This window comes from Bacillus siamensis, assembly GCF_051628075.1.
Lineage (GTDB): Bacteria > Bacillota > Bacilli > Bacillales > Bacillaceae > Bacillus > Bacillus siamensis.
On sequence record NZ_CP155579.1, the window covers coordinates 3,127,302 to 3,151,976 of the forward strand.

A 24,675-nucleotide genomic window follows, 5' to 3' on the forward strand; every position below is an offset into this window, starting at 1 on the left:
AGCGCTCCGGATGAAGGAGCGCTTACAGCATGTGATCAGACGATATATTTTTCTTCACGGAAGACAGCGGCAGCCGCTTCACGTTTTTTCCGGATCAGATTTTTCGGTGTCAGGCGCGTCAGTTTGCGCAGCACGGAAAGCATCATGCGGAGGGAATCTCCTTCCTCCATGGCGATCAGTGATTCTTTGGCATGCGCTTCAATATTCTGAAGGGCTTCCTGGGCAAAGATCTCCGTATATAACAGCTTTTGCGCGGCTTTTTCGGCACCGTCCGCCGCAATCGCTTTTTCCGTTCTGAGGACGGCAGATTCCAAAGCGTACACCGCGCTGACGATATCAGCGATGTTCACCATGATTTCCTGCTCGCCTTCGATCTCTTTTCCGTATTTCTGCGCCGCGAGCCCCGCTGTCAAGAGGGCGATCTTTTTCGCCTGTCTGACAATGTATTTCTCCTGTTCAAGAGGCTCTGAGCCCGGCTCTTCAGGCATCAGCATCATGAGCTCTTCCTGGAGCGCCTTCGCTTTTTCAAAGAGCGGAAGCTGCCCTTTTACGGCTTTTTTCAGGAACGTGCTCGTTACGATCAGGCGGTTGATTTCATTTGTGCCTTCAAAAATTCTGTTGATTCGCGAGTCACGGTAGGCGCGCTCCACTTCATATTCCTGCATAAACCCGTAACCGCCGTGAATTTGAACGCCTTCGTCGGCAATGTAATCAAGCGTTTCAGATCCGCACATTTTGTTGAGCGAGCATTCAATCGCGTACTCGGCGATTGACTTTGCGACTTCGCGTCCGTCTTTTTGCGCTTCTTCCGTCAGCCGGCTCATATTATCTTCGAACAAGCCCACTGTTCTGTATACAGAGCTCTCCATGGCGTAAAGCCGTGCCGACATTGTCGCAAGCTTTTCCTGAGTGAGCGTGAAGCTTGAAATCGGCGTTTTAAATTGCCGGCGCTGGTTTGCGTAAGCGGCAGACAGCTCAATCACCCGTTTAGAAGCGCCGATTGTGCCGACGGCAAGCTTGTAGCGTCCGATATTCAGGATATTAAAGGCGATGACATGGCCTTTTCCGATTTCGCCAAGAAGGTTCTCTTTCGGCACTTCCGCCTGATCTAAAATCAGCGTTCTCGTCGATGAACCTTTAATCCCCATTTTTTTCTCTTCAGGGCCTGTTGACACGCCCGGATAATTTTTCTCTACGATAAATGCGGAAAACTTATCTCCGTCCACTTTTGCGTAGACGACAAAGACATCTGCAAAGGCGGAGTTAGTAATCCATTGTTTTTCTCCGTTGAGAATATAATGTGTGCCCGCTTCATTCAAAACGGCCGTTGTTTTCGCGCCGAGGGCATCTGAACCTGAACCGGGCTCAGTTAAGGCGTATGCCGCGATTCTTTGTCCTGAAGCCAAGTCCGGCAAATAGGTTTTTTTCTGTTCTTCCGTTCCGAAGAACACGATCGGCAATGAGCCGATACCGACGTGAGCGCCGTAAGATAGCGAAAAGCTGCCGGCACGCGAAAATTTTTCCGTAATGAAGGCTGAACTGATTTTATCCAAGCCGATGCCTCCATACTCTTCAGGCACGTCTGCTCCGAGGAGGCCCAAGTCTCCGGCTTTTCTGAGCAGTCTGACTGAATGCTCAAACTGATGGTTTTCAATTTCATCAATATAAGGAAGCACATCGTTTACGACATAGTCTTCTGTCGTTTTGCCGATCATTTTATGTTCGTCTGTAAAGTCCTCCGGAGTGAATATTTGATCATATCCCGTCTCCTCAATCAGAAAGCTGCCGCCTTTTTTGACGTTGACCGTTTCCTGTTTCATATTCGTTTCCCCCTTTTGTTTAAATGAGCTCAAATACGCCGGCAGCGCCCATGCCGCCTCCGATGCACATCGTCACCACGCCGAATTGCTCGTTTCTTCGTTTCATTTCATGTATGAGTGACAGGGTCAGCTTCGTCCCCGTGCAGCCGAGCGGATGTCCGAGCGCGATGGCGCCCCCATTGACGTTCACCTTTTCTTCATCTATTCCCAGTGATCTGATAACTTGAATGGCCTGTGAAGCAAAGGCCTCATTCAATTCAAAAAGCCCGATATCCTGTAATTCGAGTCCGGCAAGCTTGAGCGCCCGCGGAATGGCTTCGATCGGACCGATCCCCATGACCTCAGGGGGAACGCCGCCTACGGCAAAGGAACGGAATTTGACTAGCGGCGTCAATCCGAGCGACGAAGCTTTTTCGCGATCCATCAGCATGACAGCAGCCGCGCCGTCACTCGTTTGTGAAGAGTTCCCGGCCGTCACGGTTCCCGTTTTAGAAAAAGCCGGACGGAGCTTTGCCAATACGTCCGCCGATGTGCCGGGGCGCACGCCTTCATCTTGAGAAAAGGTAAATTGTTTTTTCCGCGGCTTATGGTCATCCCCGACTTCTGTCAGCGATACTTCAACCGGCACGATTTCGTCATTAAATTTCCCTTCTTTAAGGGCTTTTGCGGCATTCTGATGGCTGCGGACGGCAAATGCATCCTGGTCTTCTCTGGATACGCCGTATGTTTCGGCGACCTGCTCGGCCGTATGCCCCATGCTCATGTAATACTCAGGCGCATGCTCCGCCAAAGCGATATTCGGGCGGGTCACATGCCCCATCATCGGAACTTGCGACATGGATTCCGCACCGCCGGCGATGACGGTGTCGCCCGCGCCGATCATAATTTTTTCCGCGCCGTAAGCAATGGATTGGAGTCCGGAAGAGCAGTAGCGGTTCACCGTAATGGCCGGCACCGTATGAGGAAGCCCCGCCAGCGCACCGATATTCCGCGCCATATTTAATCCTTGTTCGGCTTCTGGTGTTGCACATCCGATAATTAAGTCATCGATGTTTCCTTCATATCCGCCTGCCCGTTTCAGCGTTTCTTTCACACAAAGCGCGCCTAAATCATCAGGACGAACAGCTGCAAGCGACCCTTTTTTCGCTTTACCGACCGGCGTTCTCGCACCGGCCACAATGACTGCTTCTCTCATAAACACCCTCCTAGTTCCGTAAAGGTTTGCCTTTGACCAGCATATGCTGCATTCTCGCTTGAGATTTCGCCTCGCCAGCGAGGCTTAAAAAGGCTTCTCTTTCAATCTCAAGTAAATATTCTTCTGAAACCTCCGTGCCGAACGGGACTCTTCCTCCGGCAATGACATGGGCCAGCTTCTTCGCAATCTTCATATCGTGATCTGATAAATAGCCGGATCTTCTCATTTGGTCTGCTCCGAGCAGTAACGCCGCACAGCCGGTTTCTCCCGTGACTTTTACTTTTTTGCGGGCAGGCGGGCGGTATCCGCTGTCATATAAATAAGCAGCCAGCTGTTTCGCATCGTGCAGCAGGTGATCCTGATTCATGCTGATGCGGTCTGCCGCAGACAAAATCTTCATATCACGGGCTTCGTGCGCCGAGCCGGACACTTTGGCAAGCGCAATGGTTTCGAAGGTTTTAATGGCCGCGTCCATCAGTTCACTTCCGCTGTTCAAGTAATTCATGTACAGCTCTTTATTTCCCCCGCCGCCCGGAATAAGGCCGACGCCGGTTTCGACAAGACCCATATACGATTCGCTCGCCGCCTGAACGCGTGCTGCCGGAAGACAGACTTCCGTTCCTCCGCCGAGTGTCATTCCGAACGGCGCCGCCACAACAGGTTTGGCGCTGTATTTGATGTTCAGCATCGTCTGCTGAAAACGGCGGATGACAAAATCGACTTCCATGAAGTTATCATCCTGAGCTTCCATTAAAATCATCGCCAGGTTTGCTCCCGCGCAGAAATGTCTGCCTTGGTTTCCGATGACAAGACCTTTATAATTCCGCTCCGTTTCCTCAAGCGCATTGTCAATCATCTGAATAATGTCTAAGCCGATCGCGTTGCTTTTCGTATGAAATTCCAGCAGCGCGATATCATCGCCGAGATCAATCAGACTGGCGCCGCTGTTTTTGCTGATCACGCCCTTTGTTTCCTTTACCGTTTGCAGGCTGATCCGTTTCGGATTTTCTTTCACAGCCCTGTATTGGCCGTCTGAATAGTAAAATCGTCTTCCGTTTTCCTTCATATAAAATGTTTCATGGCCCTCGTCAAGCATTTCTTTCACCCAGCCGGGAAGTTCTGCGCCTTCTTGTTCAAGCCGCTCCGCTGATGTTCTGACACCGATGGCATCCCATATTTCAAACGGGCCTAGCTCCCAGCCGAAGCCCCATTTCATGGCGTCGTCAATCGCTTTGATATCATCAGCGATTTCACCTAAAAGCCGGGCTGAGTATAAGAGAGTTTGCGACGTGATATTCCAAAGCAGGCGGCCGGCGCGGTCATCAGAGTATATAAGCGCTTTCATTTTCCCTTTGGCACCCTTTGCCTGTTTGGCGGCTTCTAAAGCGGGCGTCTTCATTTTCGAGCGCTCGCCGTATGTCATGGTAAGCGGATCGAGCTCATATATTGTTTTACCTTCTTTTTTGTAAAAACCTTGGCCTGATTTGCTGCCCAGCCAATTGTTTTTCAGCATGTCATTCATAAATTCCGGCAGCTTAAACATGTCTTTTTCAGCGCCGTCGGCTTTATCATAAACATTTTTTGCCACATGGGCGAATGTATCAAGCCCCACGACGTCAAGGGTTCTGAAGGTCGCGCTTTTCGGTCTGCCGATCAAAGGCCCGGTCACCGTGTCCACCTCGCCGATGCGGCAGCCGGAGGAAAGCATTTCCCTTACCGTGACCAACAGGCCGTACGTACCGATGCGGTTAGCGATAAAGTTAGGCGTGTCTTTTGCGATGACGACACCTTTTCCGAGTGTATTTTCGGCAAATGAAGTCATAAATTGCAATACGTCAGGATCTGTTTCCTGAATCGGAATGATTTCCAGAAGCTTCAAGTAGCGGGCCGGATTAAAGAAATGGGTTCCTAAGAAATGAGCTTTAAAATCGGCAGATCTGCCTTCCGCCATTTTTGTGACGGAGATACCGGACGTATTGCTGGACACGATGCTTCCCGGTTTCCGGTATTCATCAACAAGTGAGAAAATCTGTTTTTTCACGTCAAGATTTTCGACGACGACTTCAATAATCCAATCGGCATCCTTCAACTCAGCCGCGTCATCTTCCAAATTCCCCGCCGTTATATAATCGAGATTGGCAGCTGAAGTCAGCGGCGCCGGTTTTTGCTTCAGCAGCTTTTGCATGGCCGATCGGCTCAGTCTGCTGCGGACCTCCGGGCTTTCTAATGTCAGCCCTTTTTTCACCTCATCCTTTGTCAGCTCGTTTGGCACAATATCAAGCAGCAGGACGGGAATTCCGATGTTAGCCAAGTGCGCGGCAATTCCGGACCCCATGACGCCTGACCCGAGAACGGCTGCTTTCTTTATAAACTTGTGCATGAGTCATCCCCCTTGAACTTTGAATGAATAGTCATTCATTTTTTCGGCAAAAAAAATGAAACCCTTTTCTTCTTTCATCTTAAAAGATTTTCAGGATGACTTCAATAGCAAATATGGAATTTTTTTAAATTTTTTGGCTTCCGCATGTTCCGTGCCGCAGGCGGGAAACTTAAACCCGGAGGTGAAGGGAATGGTGCGAGGGAGAAAAGATCCGTCTTCCGGCGCAGTGAGCGCGGCAAGCATGAAAGGAAATGCGGGACCGAAGCAAAAATACGGCGGCGGCAAGCGGACAAGCCAAAATCAGCAATATAAAAAAGACAACATGGAGTAACATACTGCGGCTGCTTTTTTAAGGCAGCCGTTATTTTTTGAAGATTCCTTTCAGCACAAACGCCGCATTTGCCGGGCGTTCGGCAATTCTTCTCATCAGGTAGCCGTACCAATCGGTTCCGTACGGGACGTACACCCTCATCCTGTATCCTTCTTCGGCAAGCTTCTTCTGCCGCTCCGTTCTGATGCCGTACAGCATTTGGAATTCAAACTGCTCCCGGGGAATCTGATGCTCGCTGATGAGTGTTTTCGTATACGAAATCATGTCGTCATCATGTGTCGCCACCGCTGTTTCATGCCCGCTCAAAAGCTGCAGCTTAATCAGCTGATGGAAATGAAGATCGGTCCCTTTTTTATCAGGAAACGCAACGGACGCTGATTCTTTGTATGCGCCTTTTACAAGCCTGAGCCGCGGCTTATATGGCATCAGGCTGCTGATGTCTTCAGCCGCGCGGTACAAATAAGCCTGAATGACGGTGCCGAGCATCGGAAAATCCGGTTTGCACCGCTTATACAGATCAAGCGTGCGGGCGCATCTGGAATAGTCCTCCATGTCAATCGTGACTGGGACGCAGTGTTCTTTTGCCTCCGTCAATATGTCTCTGATGTGCTGTTCGGCGAGATTCTCAGAAATATCCAGACCAATGGATGTTAATTTCAGCGACAGCTCACAGTCCAATTGATTCTCGGCGATCGCCCTGATTGCTTTTTTGCATTCTTCGGCCGTCCTTTTGGCATCCTTCCGGGACCCAGCATATTCACCCAGATAATCTATCGAGGCCGACAGCCCGTTTTGGTTCAGCCGCTTCACCGTTTTTACAGCTTCTCGAAGTGTTTCCCCCGCAACGAATCTTCCCGCGCCGAAGCGGAGGCCGTAAGCCTGGGCGAATTTCGTAAGCATTTTATTTTTCGACAAAAATAAACATATGCTCCGCAGCAAGGGCGAACTCCCTCCTTTTTCTTTTATTCGTGTATGAAATCCCGGTCGCAGAGAAAGCTAAGAAGAACAGAATTGAAGGAGGCGTTTATATGAATAACCAGGAGCAGCACGGACATTTGCCGCCTGCCGTCATCTCAACGAAAGACCATTTGTATCTTGAAGACATGCTGAACTGGAATCTGCTTGCCATGAAAAAAGCGCATTTCATGGCGGAACACTGCCAGAATCAGACGTTAAAACAAGAGCTTGAACAAATAGGCCGGATGCACCACAAGCATTATCAAAACATCTTGGGTCACCTGAATCCCGCTCAAGGCGGACAGACAACAACAGGCTATATGCAATAGGAGGACAATACATGGAACAGCAAAATCAAAAAATCACGAATCCGCAAACGGCCGTGCCCGATACGGCGCAAATGAATGACCGAGACTTGGTGAATGAACTGCTGACGACGGAAAAGTATATCACGTCTTCATATTGCACAGCCCTGCACGAGTTCAGCCACGAGTCTCTTTATCAAGATATTCAGGCGATTTTCGATGAGTCACAAAAAGCGCAGAGAAGATTATACGATGTAATGTTTCAAAATGGCTGGTATTCCATTGAAGCGGCCGACACCCAAAAGCTTCAGCAATCGTATCAGAAGTTCCAGCAGACCATTCAGCAGCAGTCTCCCTACCAGCAGTAACATAAGAAAGGATTTGATGTTTTCACTAAGCATCAATCCTTTTTTTATTTTTGCCCAAAAGGATTGACTTATCTTTAATCCTTATTTATATTTAACTAATGTTAATTATTTTCCCGAAGAACCAGATGAGGAGGAGTTATGAAAAACGCGGATCAATATGTGTCTGACATCCAGAAATCCCTTCAGACGCTGCTGCAAAACATACAGCCGGAAATGATGGAAAGCATGGCAAAACATGAGGTGACTCCTGCCCAATTATTTGTTTTAGCCAGCCTGAAAAAACAAGGAAGCTGCAAAGTTTCCGAAATAGCGGAGCGTATGGAAGTAAAGCCGAGCGCAGTGACGCTGATGGCCGACCGCCTTGAGCAAAAAGGACTGATCGTCCGCAAACATAATCAGCAGGACAGACGTGTCATCGACATCAGCCTTACCGAAAAAGGCGAGAAGAAATTCGAGGATGTCGTGGAAGGAAGAAAAGCGATCTTAGCGCGAAACCTGTCCGTTCTGACTGAAGATGAACTGATTCAGTCCGTGAACATCATCCGCAAAGTAGCGGAAGCCGCCGAGAAATACGCGGCTGATCAAAAAGAAAACGAATAGAAAAGAGGAGCTGCCGAAGCATGAGCATTGAACAGAAGGATCCAAAACGCACATTATTAATAACGGGCTTAATTATCGCTATGTTTTTCTCAGCCCTTGACGGCACGATCGTAGGAACGGCGATTCCTAAAATCGTGGGTGACCTCGGGGGATTAAGCATGATGACGTGGCTGACCACGGCATATCTTTTAACTTCGACGACGATCGTCCCGATTGCGGGGAAACTTGCAGATTTATTAGGGCGGCGCGTCGTATATGTATCAGGTTTATTGATTTTTATGGGAGCATCCGCGCTGTGCGGAATGGCCAGCAACATGACGGAACTGATTATTTTCCGCGGACTTCAGGGAATCGGCGGCGGTGTCATGATGCCGATGGCCATGATCGTCATCGGGGATTTGTTCACAGGGAAACAGCGTGCCAAGTTCCAAGGGCTTTTCGGGGCGATTTACGGGCTGGCTTCTGTTATCGGTCCGCAAATCGGGGGCTGGATTGTTGACTCTTTAAATTGGAAATGGGTTTTCTATATCAACCTGCCTGTCGGAATCTTAGCCGTCATCTTTATCGCAAGAGGACTTCAAGGCAGAAAACAGACCGGGCCGATTAACTTTGACATCGCCGGGATTTTCACAATGATCGTCGGAATCGTCAGCCTCCTGCTCGCACTCAGCTTCGGAGGAAAGGATTATGCATGGGGGTCTTGGCAGATTCTCGGTCTCTTTGCGCTTGCGCTTGCCGGGATTGTCGGATTCATTTTCGCTGAAATCAAAGCAAAAGAGCCGATTCTGCCGATGTACCTGTTTAAAAACAGAACGTTTACCGTACTGAATCTGATCGGGTTTTTCATGAGTATCGGCATGTTCGGCGCCGTTACGTTCGTTCCTTTCTTTATGCAGGGAATTATCGGAGTCAGCGCTACCGCGTCCGGAACGATTATGACGCCGATGATGGTATCTATGATCATCACAAGTATTATCGGGGGCCAGCTGGTTTATAAGATCGGCATCAAACCGCAAATCATGATCGGCATGCTGATCATGGCCGTCGGCTTCTTCTTATTAACGACTTTGCAGCTGGATACAAGCAAACTCGCGGCTACATGCTATATGGCCGTGATCGGTCTGGGAATGGGGCTCGTCATGCCGCTTCTCACACTCGCTCTGCAAGAAACGTTCTCAAAAGAAGAGCTGGGTGTGGTGACTTCATCAAGCCAATTTTTCCGGATGATCGGGGGAACATTCGGCATTACGGTGCTCGGCGCTGTCATGAATGCCAGATCAGGAAGCCTTTTAACCGACAGACTGGTGCCTTACTTAGATTCACTGCCGAAACAGGCCAGTGCCTTTGCCGACCAGTTTAAAGGTATGATTGACAAGAATCCTGAAGGGCTGCTTCAATCCTTGTTCAGCCAGGAATCGATTAAACAGATTCCGGCCGCATTTTCTTCCCATATCGTGCCGGTTTTGAAAACGTCACTGATGGATTCGCTTCACAGCGTGTTTTTCACAGGCCTGGCCTTTATCGCTGCCGGATTGATCCTCACACTGTTTGTTAAATCAATTAAACTGACTAACAAAAAAACAGGCAAACAAGAAGAAAAGGCGAAAGCCGTTTAATAGAGAAAAATCCCGCGGATGCCGCGGGATTTTTTTTTATATCATCTGGGCCTCTCCGTTTCCAAATGACCAGTCTTCCGCCGCATTGCCTGAGAGGACGATAAACACATCATCTTTTCTGACGCCCAGCTTTTCGTGCAGCCGGAGTGCCTACCCCGCAACAAGTGAAATAGGAAATGGGGGTAAACATTCAAAAAATAGTGATGAAATCCTTTAATAAACCTTAAACATTTCATCGTTATCTTTATAGTACGACATAATAAAGTCACGAAAATTTCTTACCGAAGAAGATAACAGCTTATGTCTCATCCAAGATAAACCGACTGGATATGAAGCAGAGTTATCAGTCACTTTTATAAAATTCAGCCCCAATGTTCTGCAAACTGAAATAGGAAGCAACGCAACACCTCGATCCAGCTTTATAATCTCGACCAGTAAATGAGAATCCGCCTCAAATGCAATATTTGGGGTGAAACCAGCTTTCTCACAAAGCGAGGTTGTAAAACCTCTATACTCCTCATTATTAGCAAGAGTAATAAATGGTTCATCGGCGACAAGACGTAAAGAAATTTCTGTTTTACCCGTAAATCGGTGGTTTGAGGGTAAAGCCAGAACAATATCTTCATTTACCAGCACACAACTCTCTATCTCTTCATCTTGAATCGGATGACCTGTTATTCCTAAATCAATGTCCCCTTTTTTTAAACTTGTTATGATCTCGCTTTTAACTCCGATTGCTTGGAGAATTTTTGATTGAGGAGAGCGGTTGATATATTCACTCATCAGTCCTGCAAGGAATCTTGGATTGGAAATAGATATTCTTATGGTGTCAGAAATTTGATGTTCCTCCAATTGAATTTCCGTTTGTGCATTTTCAATTTCAGTAAAAATCCTGTTTACATGTTTTAAAAGAATTTCCCCTGATGAACTCAGCTTAATATTTCTGCCTTTTCTCTCAAACAAGGCTGTTCCCAGTTCATTCTCAAGTCTTTTTATAGTAAGACTTAAAGAAGGCTGGGCAATCTTTAATTGTTCTGCTGCTTTAGAAATATGCTCAGTATAGGCAACTGTCTGAAAGTATTTTAGCTGCAGCAATTCCATCTGTCTGCATCTCCCTTATTTATTTCAATAAATATACATATACCTTATTATGTATTAGATTAAATGTAAATGCGGATGTAAGATAATAGCATAGTTAAATTGAAAAAACATAAAAAAGAAAAGGAAAGGGTGTCATTCAATGAAAATTGATGTGAAAGATATAGCAAAAAATTTAAATACGCCGCTAACGGCTCCTGCTTATCCTATCCCAAATTATAAATTTGTTAACCGTGAATATTTAAATATTATTTACCGAACGGATGAAAAAGCTTTACGGGCGGCAGTGCCAGAGCCTCTTGAAATTACTGAACCTTTAGTGAAATTCGAAGTGATGTGGATGCCCGATGTTTCCGGACTTGGTGCCTATACAGAGGCAGGACAGGTCATCCCTGTCAGCTTTAATGGTGAAGAAGGGGATTATGTACATTCTATGTACGTAGACAATTTTCCAGCTATTGCAAGCGGACGGGAACTTACTGCATATCCAAAGAAATTGGGTGCCCCTAAGCTGTATATAGACTCTGATACTCTTGTCGGCACACTGGATTATGGCAGTCTTCGCGTGGCAACTGCCACTATGGGATATAAACATTTCGAAATGGACAAGGAAAAAGCGAAAAGGGAAATTTGCCGACCTAATTTTATGGTTAAGATTGCTACTGATTACAATGGTGATTTAAGGGTTTGTGATTTGGTGCGAACGCAAATAACGAATATAGAAGTTAAAGGTGCCTGGACTGGACCCGCGCGGCTTCAATTATTTGAACATGCTTTAGCACCTCTTGCAGATTTGCCTGTATTAGAAGTCGTTTCAGCATCTCATATCCTTACAGATTTAACCTTGAATGCTGCTCAGCCGGTTTATAACTACTTAGAGGAAAAATAAGGAGACGTATACAATGAGAATTGCAATTTTAGGAGCAGGTTCTTTAGGAACCATAGTGGGAGCATATCTGTCTGCTGGCGGAATGGATGTCGAATTGATTGATTCATACAAAGAACATGTAGATACTCTAAATCAAATAGGTGCTAAAGTAGTTGGTACAACGGAATTCCAAGCAAAGGTGAAAGCCATTACCCCTGAAAACAAGTCAGGCCAGTATGATTTAATATTACTTCTAACGAAACAATTATATAATGACTCCATTCTTAAAGAGTTACTGCCTTTTTTAAAGGATGACAGTGTTGTATGTTCCTTGCAAAACGGTATACCTGAACAGAAAGTTGCTTCGATCGTTGGTGATGAACGTGTTATTGCGGGTTCTGTTGAATTTGGTGCTACGTTTATTGAACCAGGCGTATCCAGACTTACAACTGAGTATACTCAATTTAAAGAGTACGCTTTTCAAATTGGAGAATTAAATGGTGAAACAACAGAAAGAATCCAGCGTATTAAATCGGTTTTAGACCTTATCGGCGGAACACATATTTCCGATAATTTAGTTGGAACGAAATGGTCAAAATTACTCATCAATAATGCATTCAGTGGTTTATCGGCAGCATTAGACGGAGAATACGGAGACATTCTTGACCATGAAATCGGTGTTGCTAGTGCAGTTCATATCGCAGATGAGACGATTAAGGTTGGACACGCCAATGGTGTCAAATTTGCGAAAATGGGCGGCCTTGATTTAGAATCTTTGGAATTAAGAAGCGAAAATGATATTCCTGAACGTATCCAAACATTCAGGGCAGCCATGGAACCATCTAGGCTGCTAAGAGCAAGTATGCTACAGGATCTTGAGAAGAAACGTAAAACTGAAATTGATTATATTAATGGAGTTATTCCCAAAATGGCAGAAGGTACTGGAATTTCCACACCTTTTAATGATTTGGTTGTAGCACAAGTCAAATGTGCCGAGGAATCTCAAACAGTGCCCAATTTTGATACAAATATAAAAGCATTTGAAGAGTTATTAAGTATCCGAAAGGAAATGTGATATATAGGAAAGAGAGAAAGGGATTGCTGCGGCGGTCCTTTTTTCTTGGTTCAACAAGCGGAAGAATGTACGTAAACAAACGGGTGCGTTAGTTAATTAAAGTTCTTCGCTATGAATTGAACGGCGCCTTTATTGATTCCTTTTCAGCAAAAAAAAGCTTCCGGCACCTCTCTTTGATGCCGGAAGCTTTTTATTGTTTTTTTCTGTGCTCTTCATTGAGCTGTTTAATGTGCTGTACCGCGGCTTTGATGCCCTCTTTGGCGTCCGGGTAGGATTGGTTCCAATGCTTTACGAGCGGAGGCATGCTTTTTGCGATATGTGTATACAAAATCCATTGCCTGACTTCTTCCTTTAGTTCCGGATTTGTTTCGCCAAGCAATAGTTCCGTGTATTTTTCAAGCAGGCCGTCCAGCTGCTGCCGCAGTTTCTCTTCCATACCGTTCCCTTCCCTTTTTCATGATTATGACAATCGGGCGGTGAGAGCCGCTTCCTGCACGATGCATCTCCCGCGCCCGTGCGGAATGCAAAGCGGCGTACCGAACAGCGGGTCCTGCGTTACTTGGCAGTTCATTGCAAATACCTGCTGCACAAGCTCACAAGTGATGACTTCTTCGGGACGGCCCTCCGCGTAAATCTGTTTATCCTTAATGGCGACAAGATAATGAGCATAGCGGCATGCGAGATTAAGGTCGTGCAGCACCATGACGATGGTCCGTTTTTCTTTTTCATTTAATTCAAACAGCAAATCAAGTATTTCAATTTGATGCGTCATGTCGAGATAGGTTGTCGGCTCGTCAAGCAGAATGATATCCGTATCCTGGGCGAGTGTCATCGCAATCCACGCGCGCTGGCGCTGTCCGCCTGACAAAGAATCCACCGTACGGTCGGCCATTTCCTCAAGCTTCGTCGCCTTCAGCGCTTTTGCCACTGCGTCTTCGTCCTCTTTGGACCATTGCTTCAGCCAGCTTTGATAAGGGTATCTCCCCTGCTTTACAAGCTGATGCACGGTCAGGCCTTCGGGAGCTGACGGGCTCTGCGGCAAGATAGCCAGTTCTCTTGCCACTTCCTTCGTCGGAAGCTTAGCGATGGCTTTTCCTTCCAAAAGCACAGAACCGCCTCTCGGTTTCATCAGCCGCGCCAATGAACGTAAAAGCGTGGATTTTCCGCAGCCGTTGCTTCCGATCAATACAGTGATTTCGCCTTTTGGAATCGCTACATCCAACTCGTCAATGATAACAGTCTCTCCGTACCCTAAGCTCAGCGTCTCTGTAGAAATTGCACTCATACCGCTAACCGCTCCTTTTTTGTATTTCCCAACACTATGTATATAAACAAATTGCCTAAACATTCAACGTGAGATCATGATTATATTGTAACAGAAATTAATGACTCTGAATATCATTATCAATTAGTTTTGGGCAAAAAAACAGCTGGCAGCGGTTATTTTTTGATTTCCGTCATTTCTCCGTCGCTTTTTTTCAGTTTCAAATAAAAATGGTCATAATGGCTGTCTAAATTAAAAGCAGAGAGCACCTGCCTGACGACTTCGCCTTCTTGCATCCCGCTGTTTACGGCAAGTTCTCCGAGGATCATCTTCATTTCATCAAGCGCTTCCTCGCCCTCTCTGTGAACTCCTGAAAGCTTGTCCTGGATGTCCGCCTTTTCACGACCGCCTTTTCTTTCATACAAACCTTCATAGCGGTTATGCTCTCCGGCTCCGTAGTTGACGCGAAGGGAAAAGCTGCTGTAAGGAACCGGCTTCGCGGATGATACGGGCGTGCTGTCTTGTTCCGCTTCCCGTTTTTCTTCATTCAATCGGCAGCCGGCAATCAGCATCAGCGTCAGACATAAAACGCCCGCCGTCCTGATCCATTTCATGCGATTCACTCCCATTCCATTCCGATCGTTTTTAGGTATTTCCAAGGGAGGCGGCTGTCATTCATCGAACAAAAAAGAACCGGAGCTGTTTATCGCTCCGGCCGGTTCCTCTATATCATCATTCAGTCAGCTCTAAAAATTCCTGCACATCCCGTACCGCAAGGCGGACCGCGTCTTCCCAAAACGATCGTTCCGTCAGATCCGCTCCAAGGTGCTTCATCGCCAAATCCTCAACGGTCATCGAAGCCGTGTCACGCAAAAGCGCGATATATTTTTCTTCAAAATCCGCTTTCTCCCGAAGAGCTCTTGCGTATATTCCAAGCGAAAATAAATAACCGAACGTGTACGGAAAATTGTAGAACGGCACTCCCGTAATATGAAAATGAAGTTTTGACGCCCAGAAATACGGGTGGTATTCCCCTAATGAATCGCAAAACGCTTCTTTCTGCGCCGCTTCCATCAGTTCATTCAATTTATCAGCCGGAACGACACCATGCTTCCGCTCTTCATAAAACCGCGTTTCAAATAAAAATCTCGCATGGATGTTCATAAACATGGCTACGCTTCTTTGAATTTTATCTTCAAGCAGGAACAGCTTTTCTTCTTTTGCCTCCGCTTGTTTCAACGCGGCGTCGGCGACGATCATTTCCGCAAAGGTCGAGGCTGTTTCAGCGACATTCATGGCGTAGGCTCTGTTCAGCTGCCGCACTTGAAGCATGGCCTCCTGGTGAAACGCGTGTCCAAGCTCATGGGCCAGCGTCGATACATTTGAAGCGCTTCCTGAAAATGTCATGAAAATCCGGGATTCTCCGCTGTCGGGAAAGCTGGTGCAGAAACCGCCGACCCGTTTGCCGCTGCGGTCTTCCGCTTCAATCCACCGATCGCGGAACGCTTTTTCCGTAAATGCGGACAGTTTTTTGCCAAATGTGGAAAATTGAGTAACGATCAGATTGGCCGCTTCATCATATGTGTATTTTTTCGGCGCCTCACTGATCGGCGCGTTCACATCATACCAATTCAGGCGCTCAAGCCCTAAAAGGGACGCCTTTCGATTCAGGTATTCGGCAAAGGGCTTTTTATGATCGGTAATGACCTGCCACATGACATCCAGTGTTTCTTTTTTCATCCGGTTGATCGCAAGCGGCTCTTCCAAGGCGCTTTTCCAGCCCCGCGCTTTATACATTTCCGTTCGGAAGCCGGCCAGGTGATTCAGCGTGCTGCCAAACAGCTCCTTTTCTCCCTTCCAGGCTTCGTTAAGCTCTTTAAATACTTGCCGCCTGGTGCCGCGATCCGGATGCGCCATCATGTTTTCCGCCTGGCCGACCGACAGCTCTTTATCCTCAAACGGAATCTTCATTCTTCCGACAGCCGCATTATACAGGTCGCCCCATGCGTGATAGCCGTCAACGGCCAGACCTTCAATCAGTCTCTCTTCTGAAGCGCTGAGCTTTTCTCTGATCCGGTCTCTTCTTTCATTTAAAACGTATGTGAGGTCCTGAAGTTCCGGTTTTTGCAGCAGTTCCTCCCACACCCGCTCGTCAATCCGGGCAAGTGTATCATCAAGCGTGACCAGAGCGGATTTAAAATCACTGCTCAGCTGATTGATCCGCCCCCTCCACTCATTCGCTTTCTGATCATCAGTGTTCTGAGCCTGAAGACAGCCGACGAACGCTCCCGCCTGTCTGATCATGATCGCCGACCGCTCATACCGATCAATCAGATGAATCAGCTCTTGGCCTTCATCAGCATGAGACGGAACTGTAAACGCCTCTGCCTCTTTTTGAAAAGCGCTGAGCTGCTGTTTAAGCTTTTGTATGTATTGCTGAAAATCTTCCGACCTGCTCCCGCCCTCAAAAATGGAGTTTAAATCCCATGTTTCCTTCAATCCCTCTAATGCCATCTTTTTCATTACCCCTTTCTGTCCGAAACTGATTCCATTATAAAACAATTCTGACATATTTCCGAACGATTTCTCTTTCTCACCGCTAAATGTTATACACTAACATATAAGAACAAACGGGGAGGAATATGAGTTGAACAGAAAAATTGCCATTGTAACCGGCGCGACGAGCGGATTCGGTCTGCTGACAGCGCTGAAGCTCGCCCGGTCTTATCATGTCATCGCAACAGCGAGACAGCCGGAGAAAGCTGAAACATTGAAAGAGGCCGCCGCCCAAGCGGGTGTATCCGGTCATATTACGATCGCTTCTTTAGATGTGACAAATGAGCAGTCGGTGCCTGACTTCGGCAACACCATCAGCGGTTTCGGACCGGTTGATGTGCTTGTGAACAACGCCGGCACTGCGTACGGGGGATTTATTGCCGATGTGCCGATGGAACATTACAGACAGCAGTTTGACACGAATGTATTCGGCCTGATTCATGTCACAAAAATCGTGCTCCCTTATATGAGAAAACACGGCGGAGCGAAAATCATCAATATCAGCAGCATCAGCGGACTGACCGCCTTTCCTGCTCTTTCTCCGTACACTTCTTCCAAATTCGCGATTGAAGGGTTTACAGAGTGTCTGCGTCTCGAGCTTTTGCCTTTAGGGATCGATGCCGCTTTAATAGAACCGGGCTCCTATAAAACGTCTATCTGGGAGACGTCTCTCTCCAATCATCTTACGGCACCCGGCAAAGATTCGCCCTATTACCGCTATTATCAGCAAATTGAAGCTTACTTCAAAGCGAGCGCATCCAAAAGCGGCGATCCCAATGACGTGGCGGAGCTGATTTATCAATTGGCACAGACGAAACGCCTGAAGAAACTGCGGTATCCGATCGGCAGGGGCATTAAGCTGACATTGGCTTGCCGCTCACTCTTCTCTTGGCCCGTCTGGGAATCGATGATAAAGAAAAAGCTGTTCAAAGAAACTTAAATTATAATTATTATAATTTAGTATTGATTTTTATTTGATACGTGATATAATTAAATTAACAGATCACAGGGAGGACGATAAATATGAATACACAAAACGCGAAAAAAACTGAAAATCTAGTTGAGAAATCAATGAACACCCAATTATCAAACTGGTTTATCCTTTACTCTAAACTGCACCGCTTCCATTGGTATGTAAAAGGCCCTCATTTCTTTACGCTGCATGAAAAGTTTGAAGAACTGTATAACGAAGCGGCGGAAACGGCAGATGCCATCGCAGAGCGTCTTCTGGCCATCGGCGGACAGCCCGCGGCGACTTTTCACAGCTACCTTGAACAAGCTTCCATTACGGATGAAGGCCAGGAAAAGACGGCTTCTGAAATGGTGGAATCACTCGTTCAGGACTACAAACAGATCAGCCGCGAATCAAAATTTGTCATCGGCATCGCCGAGGAACAAAATGACCCGTCAACAGCCGATTTGTTTGTCGGATTAGTTGAAGAAGCGGACAAGCATGTGTGGATGCTGTCAGCCTACTTAGGAGAATGAGGAAAAAAGCTGAACCTCAGGCGGAGGTTCAGCTTTTTTTATGCGTTCAGCTTGCGCTTTCAGTTTGTTTCGTTAATGTGATGTTCAGCGTCTTGCTGCTGCCGCCTCTGAGAACTTGAACAGTCGTTTTATCGCCGATTTTCAGCTGGTTATACAGAATCTGTCTGATATCGGCGCTGCTGCTGACATCTTTGCCGTTCAATTTTACAATGACGTCATTTGATTTGATGCCCGCTTTCGCAGCCGGTGAGCCGGACTGTACTTCTTTTACGTAAACGCCCTTAGACAGCTGGTCGCCGAACAATCCGAGTGTGTTTTCCTGATAGGTTTCCGGCACTTGCGACATATCAATCATCTGCACGCCTAAAAACGGACGCTCGACTTTTCCTTTTGCAAGCAGCTGGTCGACAATCGGTTCCACATCGTTGCTCGGAATGGCGAAGCCAAGTGATTCCACGCCGTTTTCACTGACTTTCATACTGTTGATTCCGATAACCTGGCCGCTGGAATTGATTAACGGCCCGCCGCTGTTACCGGGATTAATTGCCGCATCCGTCTGAATCACGTTCATTTCCACCGTGCCTTGGGATGTGTCGGCGTCTACCGTTCTGTTCAGCCCGCTGATCACACCTTGTGTGACGGTGCCGGAAAACTGCTGGCCGAGCGGGTTGCCAATGGCGATTACCTTATCGGCAATGCGCAGCTGTGAAGAATCGCCGAAGCTGGCCGCTTTTTTGACATTGGACGAGCTGATTTCCAGTACGGCCAGGTCACTGATGGCATCCTTTCCGACAAGCTTTGCCGTTTCGGTTTTCCCGTTATAAAGAGTGACCGACAGCTTGTTTGCTCCTTCTACGACATGGTTGTTTGTGATGATGTACGCTTTTTGGCCGTCTTTTTTGAAAATGACGCCTGACCCCGTGCCGCTCTCCGTTTCAGAGCTTGAACCGCCGTCAAGTCCGAATTGGCTGCTTTGCGAAGCTTGGTAGTTGGACACTCCGACAATCGCAGGCTCCAAATCTTCTACCATATCCGCCACACTTGAGGTATTTTTCAAAGGCGTTGACGTAAAATTCGCAGACTGAACTTGTTTCGCCGTATCAGAAACAGATTCTGCCTTATGCTGCTCACCCGGCAGATTCGGCACAATGCCAAGCACGAGGCCTCCGCCGATAATGCCGCCTAAAATCGGGCTCAGCCAAGCGGCTCTCCGTTTTTTTTCTTTTTTCACGGCAGCCGTTTTTTCAAATTCCGTACCGGCAGCCGTCTCTTTTTCCGCTTCTTTCGAGACGGGGCCTTCGAGCAGCTCAGGCTCCTGATGGCTGATCCGCTGCTGTTCATTGCCGTTTTGCTCCGTATGTGAAAGATCTGACTGATCGCGGCTGATGCCGTCATCTCGCTGATCGTTCATATTCACGCACACTCCTTCAGTGGTTCTCATTCTATTCATTACATATTCATCGCATGTACAAGTTCTATTGTCCCAATAATAAGGAGAAAAGCAAAGCTCCAAAACAAAATGTGTTTGAACATGTTATCTTCCCCGCTTTTTTTCTTCCTTTCTTCCCTTATACATATCATAAACAAACATTGTGGGATAAAAATGAAAAGAATATGTGAAATTATGAAAATGCGGCCTGAGTGTGTTAAAACTAGTATAATGACGTTGAAAGGATGTGAACTGCCTTGTCATACACCATTTATCTAGTTGAAGATGAGGATAACCTGAATGAACTGCTCACAAAATATTTAGAGAATGAAGGCTGGAACATTACATCTTTCACAAAAGGCGAAGAAGCCAGAAAGCAGATGCAGCCGTCTCCCCATTTGTGGATTCTTGACATCATGCTGCCGGATACGGACGGCTATACATTGATAAAAGAAATAAAAGAAAAAGATCCTGATGTGCCGGTCATTTTCATTTCCGCCCGGGATGCCGATATTGACAGAGTTCTCGGGTTAGAGCTTGGAAGCAATGATTATATCGCCAAGCCTTTTTTGCCGAGAGAGCTCATTATACGGGTTCAGAAACTGCTGGAGCTTGTATATAAAGAACAGCCCGCTCCCAAAAAAACCGGCCTCACCGTTTCCTCCTACAATGTGATCGAAGATGCCAGAGAGGTTTATGATGAAACCGGCAGCCTGGTCAATTTGACGTCTAAGGAATTTGATCTGCTGCTTTTATTTCTTCACCATAAAGGACACCCCTTTTCCAGGGAAGATATCCTGCTGAAAATATGGGGCCATGACTATTTCGGCACTGACCGGGTGGTCGATGATCTTGTGCGGAGGCTGCGGAAAAAAATGCCCGGCTTAAAGGTTGAAACCATTTACGGATTCGGCTACAGGATGATGACGTCATGAAAAATAAGCCGCTTGCTTTTCAAATTTGGGTGGTCATCTCGGGTATCCTTTTAGCCATCTCGATTCTGCTGCTCGTGCTGTTCTCAAATACGCTGCGGGATTTTTTCACGGATGAAACGTACACGACCATTGAAAATGAACAGCATGTGCTGACAGAGTACCGGCTGCCCGGGTCGATCGAGCGGGGATATTACAGTGAGGACGCGACCGCTCCGACGACTTTCCGATCCGTTCAGCACGTTCTTTTGCCGGAGCGGGAGGAATCGGCAAGCGACAAAGATTTAAACTACTTTTCTTCTTCCTTTATCCATAAGGTGTACAAGCTCGCGGGCCGCCAGCACAGCGTCACGAAACGATACAGCGCGGACATCGGCGGGGAAAAAGTTTTTTTCGTCATTAAAAAAGGCCTCACCGTTAACGGTCAGGATGCGATGATGCTGTCATATGCGCTTGATTCTTACCGTGATGATCTGTCATACACCCTGTTCAAGCAGCTGCTCTTTATCATTGCCGGCGTGATTTTGTTAAGCTGGATTCCGGCGATTTGGCTTGCCAAATATCTCTCGCGCCCGCTCGTCTCCTTAGAGAAGCATGTCAAACGGATTTCCGAACAGGACTGGGATGATCCGGTCATTGTCGACAGAAAAGATGAAATCGGAAAATTAGGCCACACCATTGAAGACATGCGGAGCAAGCTGGTGCAAAAGGATGAAACGGAAAGAACGCTCCTGCAAAATATCTCTCATGATTTAAAAACGCCTGTCATGGTGATAAGGGGCTATACTCAATCCATAAAGGACGGGATTTTTCCTAAGGGGGACCTGAAAAACACAATTGATGTCATTGAAGGCGAAGCAGAAAAGCTTGAGAAGAAAATTAAGGATTTATTATATTTAACGAAGCTTGATTATTTAATGAAGCAGCGGGTGCACCATGAGACATTTGACCTTGTGAAAGTCACGGAAGAAGTCATTGAGCGGCTCAAATGGGCCCGGAAGGAATTATCGTGGACCGTTGAAACAGAAGATGTATTGATGATGCCCGGTGATCCGGAACAATGGGGCAAGCTCCTCGAAAACATTCTTGAAAATCAAATCCGCTATGCGGAAACGGCGATTCACATTCGGATCAGCCAAAATCAGCAGCAGATTGTCATGACGGTTAAAAATGACGGGCCTCCGATTGAGGATGAGATGCTATCCAGCTTGTACGAGCCTTTTAATAAAGGGAAGAAAGGCGAGTTCGGCATAGGACTCAGCATCGTAAAACGGATTTTAACCCTGCATAAAGCATCAATTTCAATTGAAAATGACCAATCGGGTGTAATCTATCGGATTATCATACCAAAGTAGACTGTAGTGTTTCATTGCAGTCTTTTTTTATGTGAAGGAGTAGCCGTTAAAATCTCTGTAGTTTGTTTTCAGCGGTTTTCGGCATTGATGAACCCATTTCTTTTCACAAATAGTCTTTTTCGGATATTTCACCTTTTCGACTTTAATTCCTCTGTTTCGCAAGCGGCTGATCATTTCATCTAATTCTTTCATTTTCAGATTCACCCTTTCGCCAGAACTTTGACCATTCGGTCAGCTCACTATATAATATAAATAAAACAAAACAAAAAAACAAGTTACAATCAGGTTAAATTTACAGAATATCAATATGACCATATAGTCACACACGTGAAGCACAAGCCAGCCTCCTGGCTCCGAAAGGGTGGAACCATTGAAGGAAAAAGAAAAGCTGATTATTGAAGCAGCAATTAAACTATTTGCCCGAAAAGGGTACAAATCAACATCGGTTCAGGAAATCGCCGATGAATGCAAAATCTCAAAAGGCGCTTTTTATCTTCACTTTCCTTCCAAAGAAGCACTGCTTCTGTCCATGCTGAATTACTACTATGATAAGACGTTTACCCGAATCACGACGATCCAAACGGAGGGTGACAGCCCGAGAGCCGCTTATCAAAAACAGCTTGCAGTGTTTTATGAATCGATTCTCGCCCATAAAGATTTTATTACCGTGCAGATGAAAGACGGTTCACTTCCTTATACCGAAGAAGTGGCGCAGTGCGGAAAGAGAATCCGCCGGTCGATCCTGCAGTTTCATATCGACAGTCTTCTTGCTATTTACGGAGAAAAAGCCGAACCATACACCGCCGAGCTTTGTTTTTTAATAGAAGGTATCAGTCAGATGTATCTTGAATATCTCATTCTGACCGGCCGGTCTGTACAGCCTGCGCTTCTCGCAAATACCGTGATTCACAGAATTGATGACATCGTAAACGGAATGGCGGACAGACATGATGAAGCGTTAATTTCTCTTGATGAGGCAAGCTCACTGTTTGGGCCCCTTCATAACGGGAAGCCCGATCCTTTAAGCCAATCAATCTTGCAGACCCTCCGTGCGCATATCAGCACGATGGACAAGCCGCAAGCATCTGAATACACCGAGAGCTTGGATATTCTTGAAGCGGAAATGAAGAAAAAGTCGCCGAAACCGGCAATCATCAAAGGAATGATTCTAAATTTGAAGGAATCCGACCTGCTGGCTGATGATGCAGAACAGCTCAGATTTTTACTGAAACAGCAGTTTATTTAGAAGAACGGCCGCAATGACTGCAGCCGTTCTTTCTGTTTATGCTTTCGGGTGCACCATATCTTCCGGACGCACCATTTCATTAAATTGTTCTTCTGTCAGAAGGTTCAGCTGTAATGCCGCTTCTTTCAGCGTCAGGCCTTCTTTATGGGCAAGCTTGGCGATTTTTGCGGCGTTTTCATAACCGATGTGCGGGTTAAGCGCCGTGACAAGCATTAATGAGTTAGAAAGGTTTTCCTGAATGGTTTCCTGGTTCGGCTCAATACCGACAGCGCATTTGTCATGGAAGGAATTCATTCCGTCACTGAGAAGCTGCACTGTCTGCAGGAAGTTATAAATGATAACCGGCTTGAAGACGTTCAGCTCGAAGTTTCCTTGGCTGGCCGCAAATCCGATTGTCGCGTCATTTCCCATCACTTGCGCGGCGATCATTGTCAGCGCCTCACTTTGCGTCGGGTTGACTTTGCCCGGCATGATGGAGCTTCCCGGCTCATTTTCAGGAATGACGATTTCGCCGATTCCGCAGCGCGGGCCGCTTGCCAGCCATCTGACATCGTTGGCAATCTTCATCAGGTCGGCAGCCAATGCTTTTAACGCGCCGTGAACGTGAGTGATTTCATCATGGCTTGTCAGCGCATGGAATTTGTTAGGCGAGCTTTTGAATGTCTGCCCCGTTACTTTTGTGATTTCTTCCGCGACGAACTCACCGAACTGCGGGTGGGCGTTGATTCCCGTACCGACTGCCGTGCCGCCGATCGCAAGCGCGCGGATTTTTTCCGTTGACTCAAGAATCATTTCTTTCGAACGGTCAAGCATGTATACCCAGCCGCTGATTTCCTGTCCGAGTGTCAGCGGAGTCGCGTCCTGCAAATGCGTGCGTCCGATTTTCACAATGTCTTGATACGCTTTCGCTTTTTCGTCAAGTGTCGCGCGCAGCTGATCAAGAGCCGGAACGAGTTGCTCATATACGGCAAGGACCGCCGCAACGTGCATCGCCGTCGGGAATGTATCGTTTGAGCTTTGGCTGCGGTTGACGTCATCATTCGGATGAATCTTCAGATCAGAATTTTTTTCTTTCAATAAAGCAGTCGCGCGGTTGGCCACCACTTCGTTCATATTCATGTTGCTTTGTGTGCCGCTTCCCGTCTGCCAGACAACGAGCGGAAAGTTATCGTCGTATTTGCCGTTTAATACGTCATCACATACAGCGGCAATCGCCTGTGCTTTTTCAGACTCTAAATTGCCGAGGCGTTCGTTAGCGATCGCCGTGCTTCTTTTTAAAATTGCAAACGCCTTCACAACACGCTGAGGCATTTTTTCTGAACCGATTTTGAAGTTCTCTTTGCTGCGCTGTGTCTGAGCGCCCCAAAATTTATCTGCCGGAACTTTAACTTCTCCCATGGTGTCTTTTTCAATTCTGTAGTCCATTTATGTATCCCTCCATAACAGTTGCTTCACCCTGAGTATTATTCGCCAGTAACCGATGAAACCCTTTTTATTTTTCGGTCTTGGCCGTTTTTAATTTCAGCTCAAGATAGACGCGTGAATCCTTAGAGTATTTGTACTTCGGATTTGTTTTTCGGTATTCCTTTGACGTGTAAGCTACTTCGTAATGCGCTTCAAATGATTTGATAAGCTGCTCTATTTCTTCGGCATTTCCTGCCAGTCTGACTTGTGCCACATCTCTCCTCCGCTTTCATAAAAAAACTTGTACCATTAATTACTTTATCATAGTATATCATTTTTTTAACAGGAAAAGATAACCTCAATTAAGGAATGGAAGGCGGGTGACAGT

Annotated in this window: 24 protein-coding genes and 2 pseudogenes; 12 read left to right on the forward strand and 14 right to left on the reverse strand. The window is 46.8% G+C overall.

What is annotated here, in order from left to right:
• Nucleotides 1–35: 35 nt before the first annotated feature.
• From ABDB98_RS15465 to ABDB98_RS15475, 3 genes are read right to left on the reverse strand one after another with little or no spacing between them, the layout of a single operon-like run.
• Entirely contained in the window at nt 36–1,820 is a 1,785-nt protein-coding gene (locus ABDB98_RS15465) for an acyl-CoA dehydrogenase family protein (RefSeq protein ID WP_438420596.1), read from the reverse strand.
• A gap of 19 nt (nt 1,821–1,839) precedes the next feature.
• Entirely contained in the window at nt 1,840–3,015 is a 1,176-nt protein-coding gene (locus ABDB98_RS15470; protein WP_438420597.1) for an acetyl-CoA C-acetyltransferase, read from the reverse strand.
• A 10-nt stretch (nt 3,016–3,025) separates the two neighbouring features.
• Nucleotides 3,026–5,395, reverse strand: coding sequence for a 3-hydroxyacyl-CoA dehydrogenase NAD-binding domain-containing protein (locus ABDB98_RS15475; RefSeq protein ID WP_438420598.1), 2,370 nt, complete (start codon nt 5,393–5,395; stop codon nt 3,026–3,028).
• A gap of 190 nt (nt 5,396–5,585) precedes the next feature.
• Here ABDB98_RS15475 and ABDB98_RS15480 point away from each other — a divergent pair, with 190 nt between their 5' ends.
• The gene (locus tag ABDB98_RS15480; protein ID WP_076982541.1) at nt 5,586–5,726 is read left to right on the forward strand and encodes a YuzL family protein; all 141 of its coding nucleotides are present in this window, start codon (nt 5,586–5,588) and stop codon (nt 5,724–5,726) included.
• Between the two features lie 30 nt (nt 5,727–5,756).
• Here ABDB98_RS15480 and ABDB98_RS15485 read toward each other — a convergent pair whose 3' ends face one another.
• The gene (locus tag ABDB98_RS15485; protein WP_438420599.1) at nt 5,757–6,665 is read right to left on the reverse strand and encodes a proline dehydrogenase family protein; all 909 of its coding nucleotides are present in this window, start codon (nt 6,663–6,665) and stop codon (nt 5,757–5,759) included.
• 89 nt (nt 6,666–6,754) lie between these two features.
• On the opposite strand from ABDB98_RS15485, the gene ABDB98_RS15490 reads away from it, so the two are divergent.
• From ABDB98_RS15490 to ABDB98_RS15505, 4 genes are all read left to right on the forward strand, one after another.
• The gene (locus tag ABDB98_RS15490) at nt 6,755–7,012 is read left to right on the forward strand and encodes a hypothetical protein (RefSeq protein WP_016937996.1); all 258 of its coding nucleotides are present in this window, start codon (nt 6,755–6,757) and stop codon (nt 7,010–7,012) included.
• A gap of 11 nt (nt 7,013–7,023) precedes the next feature.
• Nucleotides 7,024–7,356, forward strand: a complete 333-nt coding sequence (locus ABDB98_RS15495) for a spore coat protein (RefSeq protein WP_438420600.1) — start codon at nt 7,024–7,026, stop codon at nt 7,354–7,356.
• A gap of 138 nt (nt 7,357–7,494) precedes the next feature.
• Entirely contained in the window at nt 7,495–7,956 is a 462-nt protein-coding gene (locus ABDB98_RS15500; RefSeq protein WP_438420601.1) for a MarR family winged helix-turn-helix transcriptional regulator, read from the forward strand.
• A gap of 20 nt (nt 7,957–7,976) precedes the next feature.
• Nucleotides 7,977–9,572: an MDR family MFS transporter gene (locus ABDB98_RS15505; protein ID WP_438420602.1), complete on the forward strand. Its 1,596-nt coding sequence runs from the start codon at nt 7,977–7,979 to the stop codon at nt 9,570–9,572.
• A 36-nt stretch (nt 9,573–9,608) separates the two neighbouring features.
• Here ABDB98_RS15505 and ABDB98_RS15510 read toward each other — a convergent pair.
• A pseudogene (locus tag ABDB98_RS15510) lies at nt 9,609–9,722 on the reverse strand (tautomerase family protein); the annotation flags it as partial.
• Nucleotides 9,723–9,785: 63 nt separating this feature from the next.
• Entirely contained in the window at nt 9,786–10,673 is an 888-nt protein-coding gene (locus ABDB98_RS15515; protein ID WP_438420603.1) for a LysR family transcriptional regulator, read from the reverse strand.
• A 139-nt stretch (nt 10,674–10,812) separates the two neighbouring features.
• On the opposite strand from ABDB98_RS15515, the gene ABDB98_RS15520 reads away from it, so the two are divergent.
• Together ABDB98_RS15520 and ABDB98_RS15525 are read left to right on the forward strand one after the other, a co-directional pair.
• Entirely contained in the window at nt 10,813–11,559 is a 747-nt protein-coding gene (locus ABDB98_RS15520) for an acetoacetate decarboxylase (protein ID WP_012118395.1), read from the forward strand.
• Nucleotides 11,560–11,572: 13 nt separating this feature from the next.
• On the forward strand, nt 11,573–12,613 hold the full coding sequence (locus ABDB98_RS15525) for a ketopantoate reductase family protein (protein ID WP_438420604.1): 1,041 nt from the start codon (nt 11,573–11,575) through the stop codon (nt 12,611–12,613).
• Between the two features lie 190 nt (nt 12,614–12,803).
• On the opposite strand, the pseudogene ABDB98_RS15530 reads toward ABDB98_RS15525, so the two are convergent.
• From ABDB98_RS15530 to ABDB98_RS15545, 4 genes and pseudogenes are all read right to left on the reverse strand, one after another.
• A pseudogene (locus tag ABDB98_RS15530) lies at nt 12,804–13,071 on the reverse strand (YusU family protein).
• A 2-nt stretch (nt 13,072–13,073) separates the two neighbouring features.
• Nucleotides 13,074–13,898, reverse strand: coding sequence for an ABC transporter ATP-binding protein (locus tag ABDB98_RS15535; protein WP_016937987.1), 825 nt, complete (start codon nt 13,896–13,898; stop codon nt 13,074–13,076).
• Between the two features lie 155 nt (nt 13,899–14,053).
• Nucleotides 14,054–14,491 carry a YusW family protein gene (locus ABDB98_RS15540; protein ID WP_327814515.1) on the reverse strand — a complete coding sequence of 146 codons (438 nt, stop codon included), beginning with the start codon at nt 14,489–14,491 and terminating at the stop codon, nt 14,054–14,056.
• Between the two features lie 118 nt (nt 14,492–14,609).
• Entirely contained in the window at nt 14,610–16,391 is a 1,782-nt protein-coding gene (locus ABDB98_RS15545; RefSeq protein WP_438420605.1) for a M3 family oligoendopeptidase, read from the reverse strand.
• Between the two features lie 133 nt (nt 16,392–16,524).
• Between ABDB98_RS15545 and ABDB98_RS15550 the strand changes: the two genes are divergently transcribed.
• On the forward strand, nt 16,525–17,373 hold the full coding sequence (locus tag ABDB98_RS15550; protein WP_438420606.1) for an oxidoreductase: 849 nt from the start codon (nt 16,525–16,527) through the stop codon (nt 17,371–17,373).
• Between the two features lie 83 nt (nt 17,374–17,456).
• On the forward strand, nt 17,457–17,921 hold the full coding sequence (locus ABDB98_RS15555) for a Dps family protein (protein WP_016937983.1): 465 nt from the start codon (nt 17,457–17,459) through the stop codon (nt 17,919–17,921).
• A 46-nt stretch (nt 17,922–17,967) separates the two neighbouring features.
• On the opposite strand, the gene ABDB98_RS15560 is transcribed toward ABDB98_RS15555, so the two are convergent.
• Nucleotides 17,968–19,332, reverse strand: a complete 1,365-nt coding sequence (locus ABDB98_RS15560) for a S1C family serine protease (RefSeq protein ID WP_438420607.1) — start codon at nt 19,330–19,332, stop codon at nt 17,968–17,970.
• A gap of 275 nt (nt 19,333–19,607) precedes the next feature.
• Here ABDB98_RS15560 and ABDB98_RS15565 point away from each other — a divergent pair, with 275 nt between their 5' ends.
• Together ABDB98_RS15565 and ABDB98_RS15570 are read left to right on the forward strand one after the other, a co-directional pair.
• Entirely contained in the window at nt 19,608–20,285 is a 678-nt protein-coding gene (locus ABDB98_RS15565; RefSeq protein WP_045925993.1) for a response regulator transcription factor, read from the forward strand.
• On the forward strand, nt 20,282–21,637 hold the full coding sequence (locus ABDB98_RS15570; RefSeq protein ID WP_438420608.1) for a sensor histidine kinase: 1,356 nt from the start codon (nt 20,282–20,284) through the stop codon (nt 21,635–21,637). Before ABDB98_RS15565 ends, ABDB98_RS15570 begins: the two co-directional genes overlap by 4 nt.
• Before the next feature lie 27 nt (nt 21,638–21,664).
• Here ABDB98_RS15570 and spxO read toward each other — a convergent pair whose 3' ends face one another.
• The gene (gene spxO / locus ABDB98_RS15575) at nt 21,665–21,829 is read right to left on the reverse strand and encodes an anti-adapter protein SpxO (protein ID WP_101605372.1); all 165 of its coding nucleotides are present in this window, start codon (nt 21,827–21,829) and stop codon (nt 21,665–21,667) included.
• A gap of 178 nt (nt 21,830–22,007) precedes the next feature.
• On the opposite strand from spxO, the gene ABDB98_RS15580 reads away from it, so the two are divergent.
• Complete coding sequence (locus ABDB98_RS15580) at nt 22,008–22,883, forward strand: TetR/AcrR family transcriptional regulator (protein WP_438420609.1); 876 nt, start codon at nt 22,008–22,010, stop codon at nt 22,881–22,883.
• A 36-nt stretch (nt 22,884–22,919) separates the two neighbouring features.
• Here the strand turns inward: ABDB98_RS15580 and fumC are convergent, their stop codons facing one another.
• Both fumC and ABDB98_RS15590 read right to left on the reverse strand, forming a co-directional pair.
• Nucleotides 22,920–24,308 (reverse strand): class II fumarate hydratase, encoded by a 1,389-nt coding sequence (fumC, locus tag ABDB98_RS15585; protein ID WP_045925990.1) that lies wholly within the window; start codon nt 24,306–24,308, stop codon nt 22,920–22,922.
• Nucleotides 24,309–24,375: 67 nt separating this feature from the next.
• Nucleotides 24,376–24,561 carry a YvzF family protein gene (locus ABDB98_RS15590; protein WP_016937977.1) on the reverse strand — a complete coding sequence of 62 codons (186 nt, stop codon included), beginning with the start codon at nt 24,559–24,561 and terminating at the stop codon, nt 24,376–24,378.
• Nucleotides 24,562–24,675 lie beyond the last annotated feature (114 nt).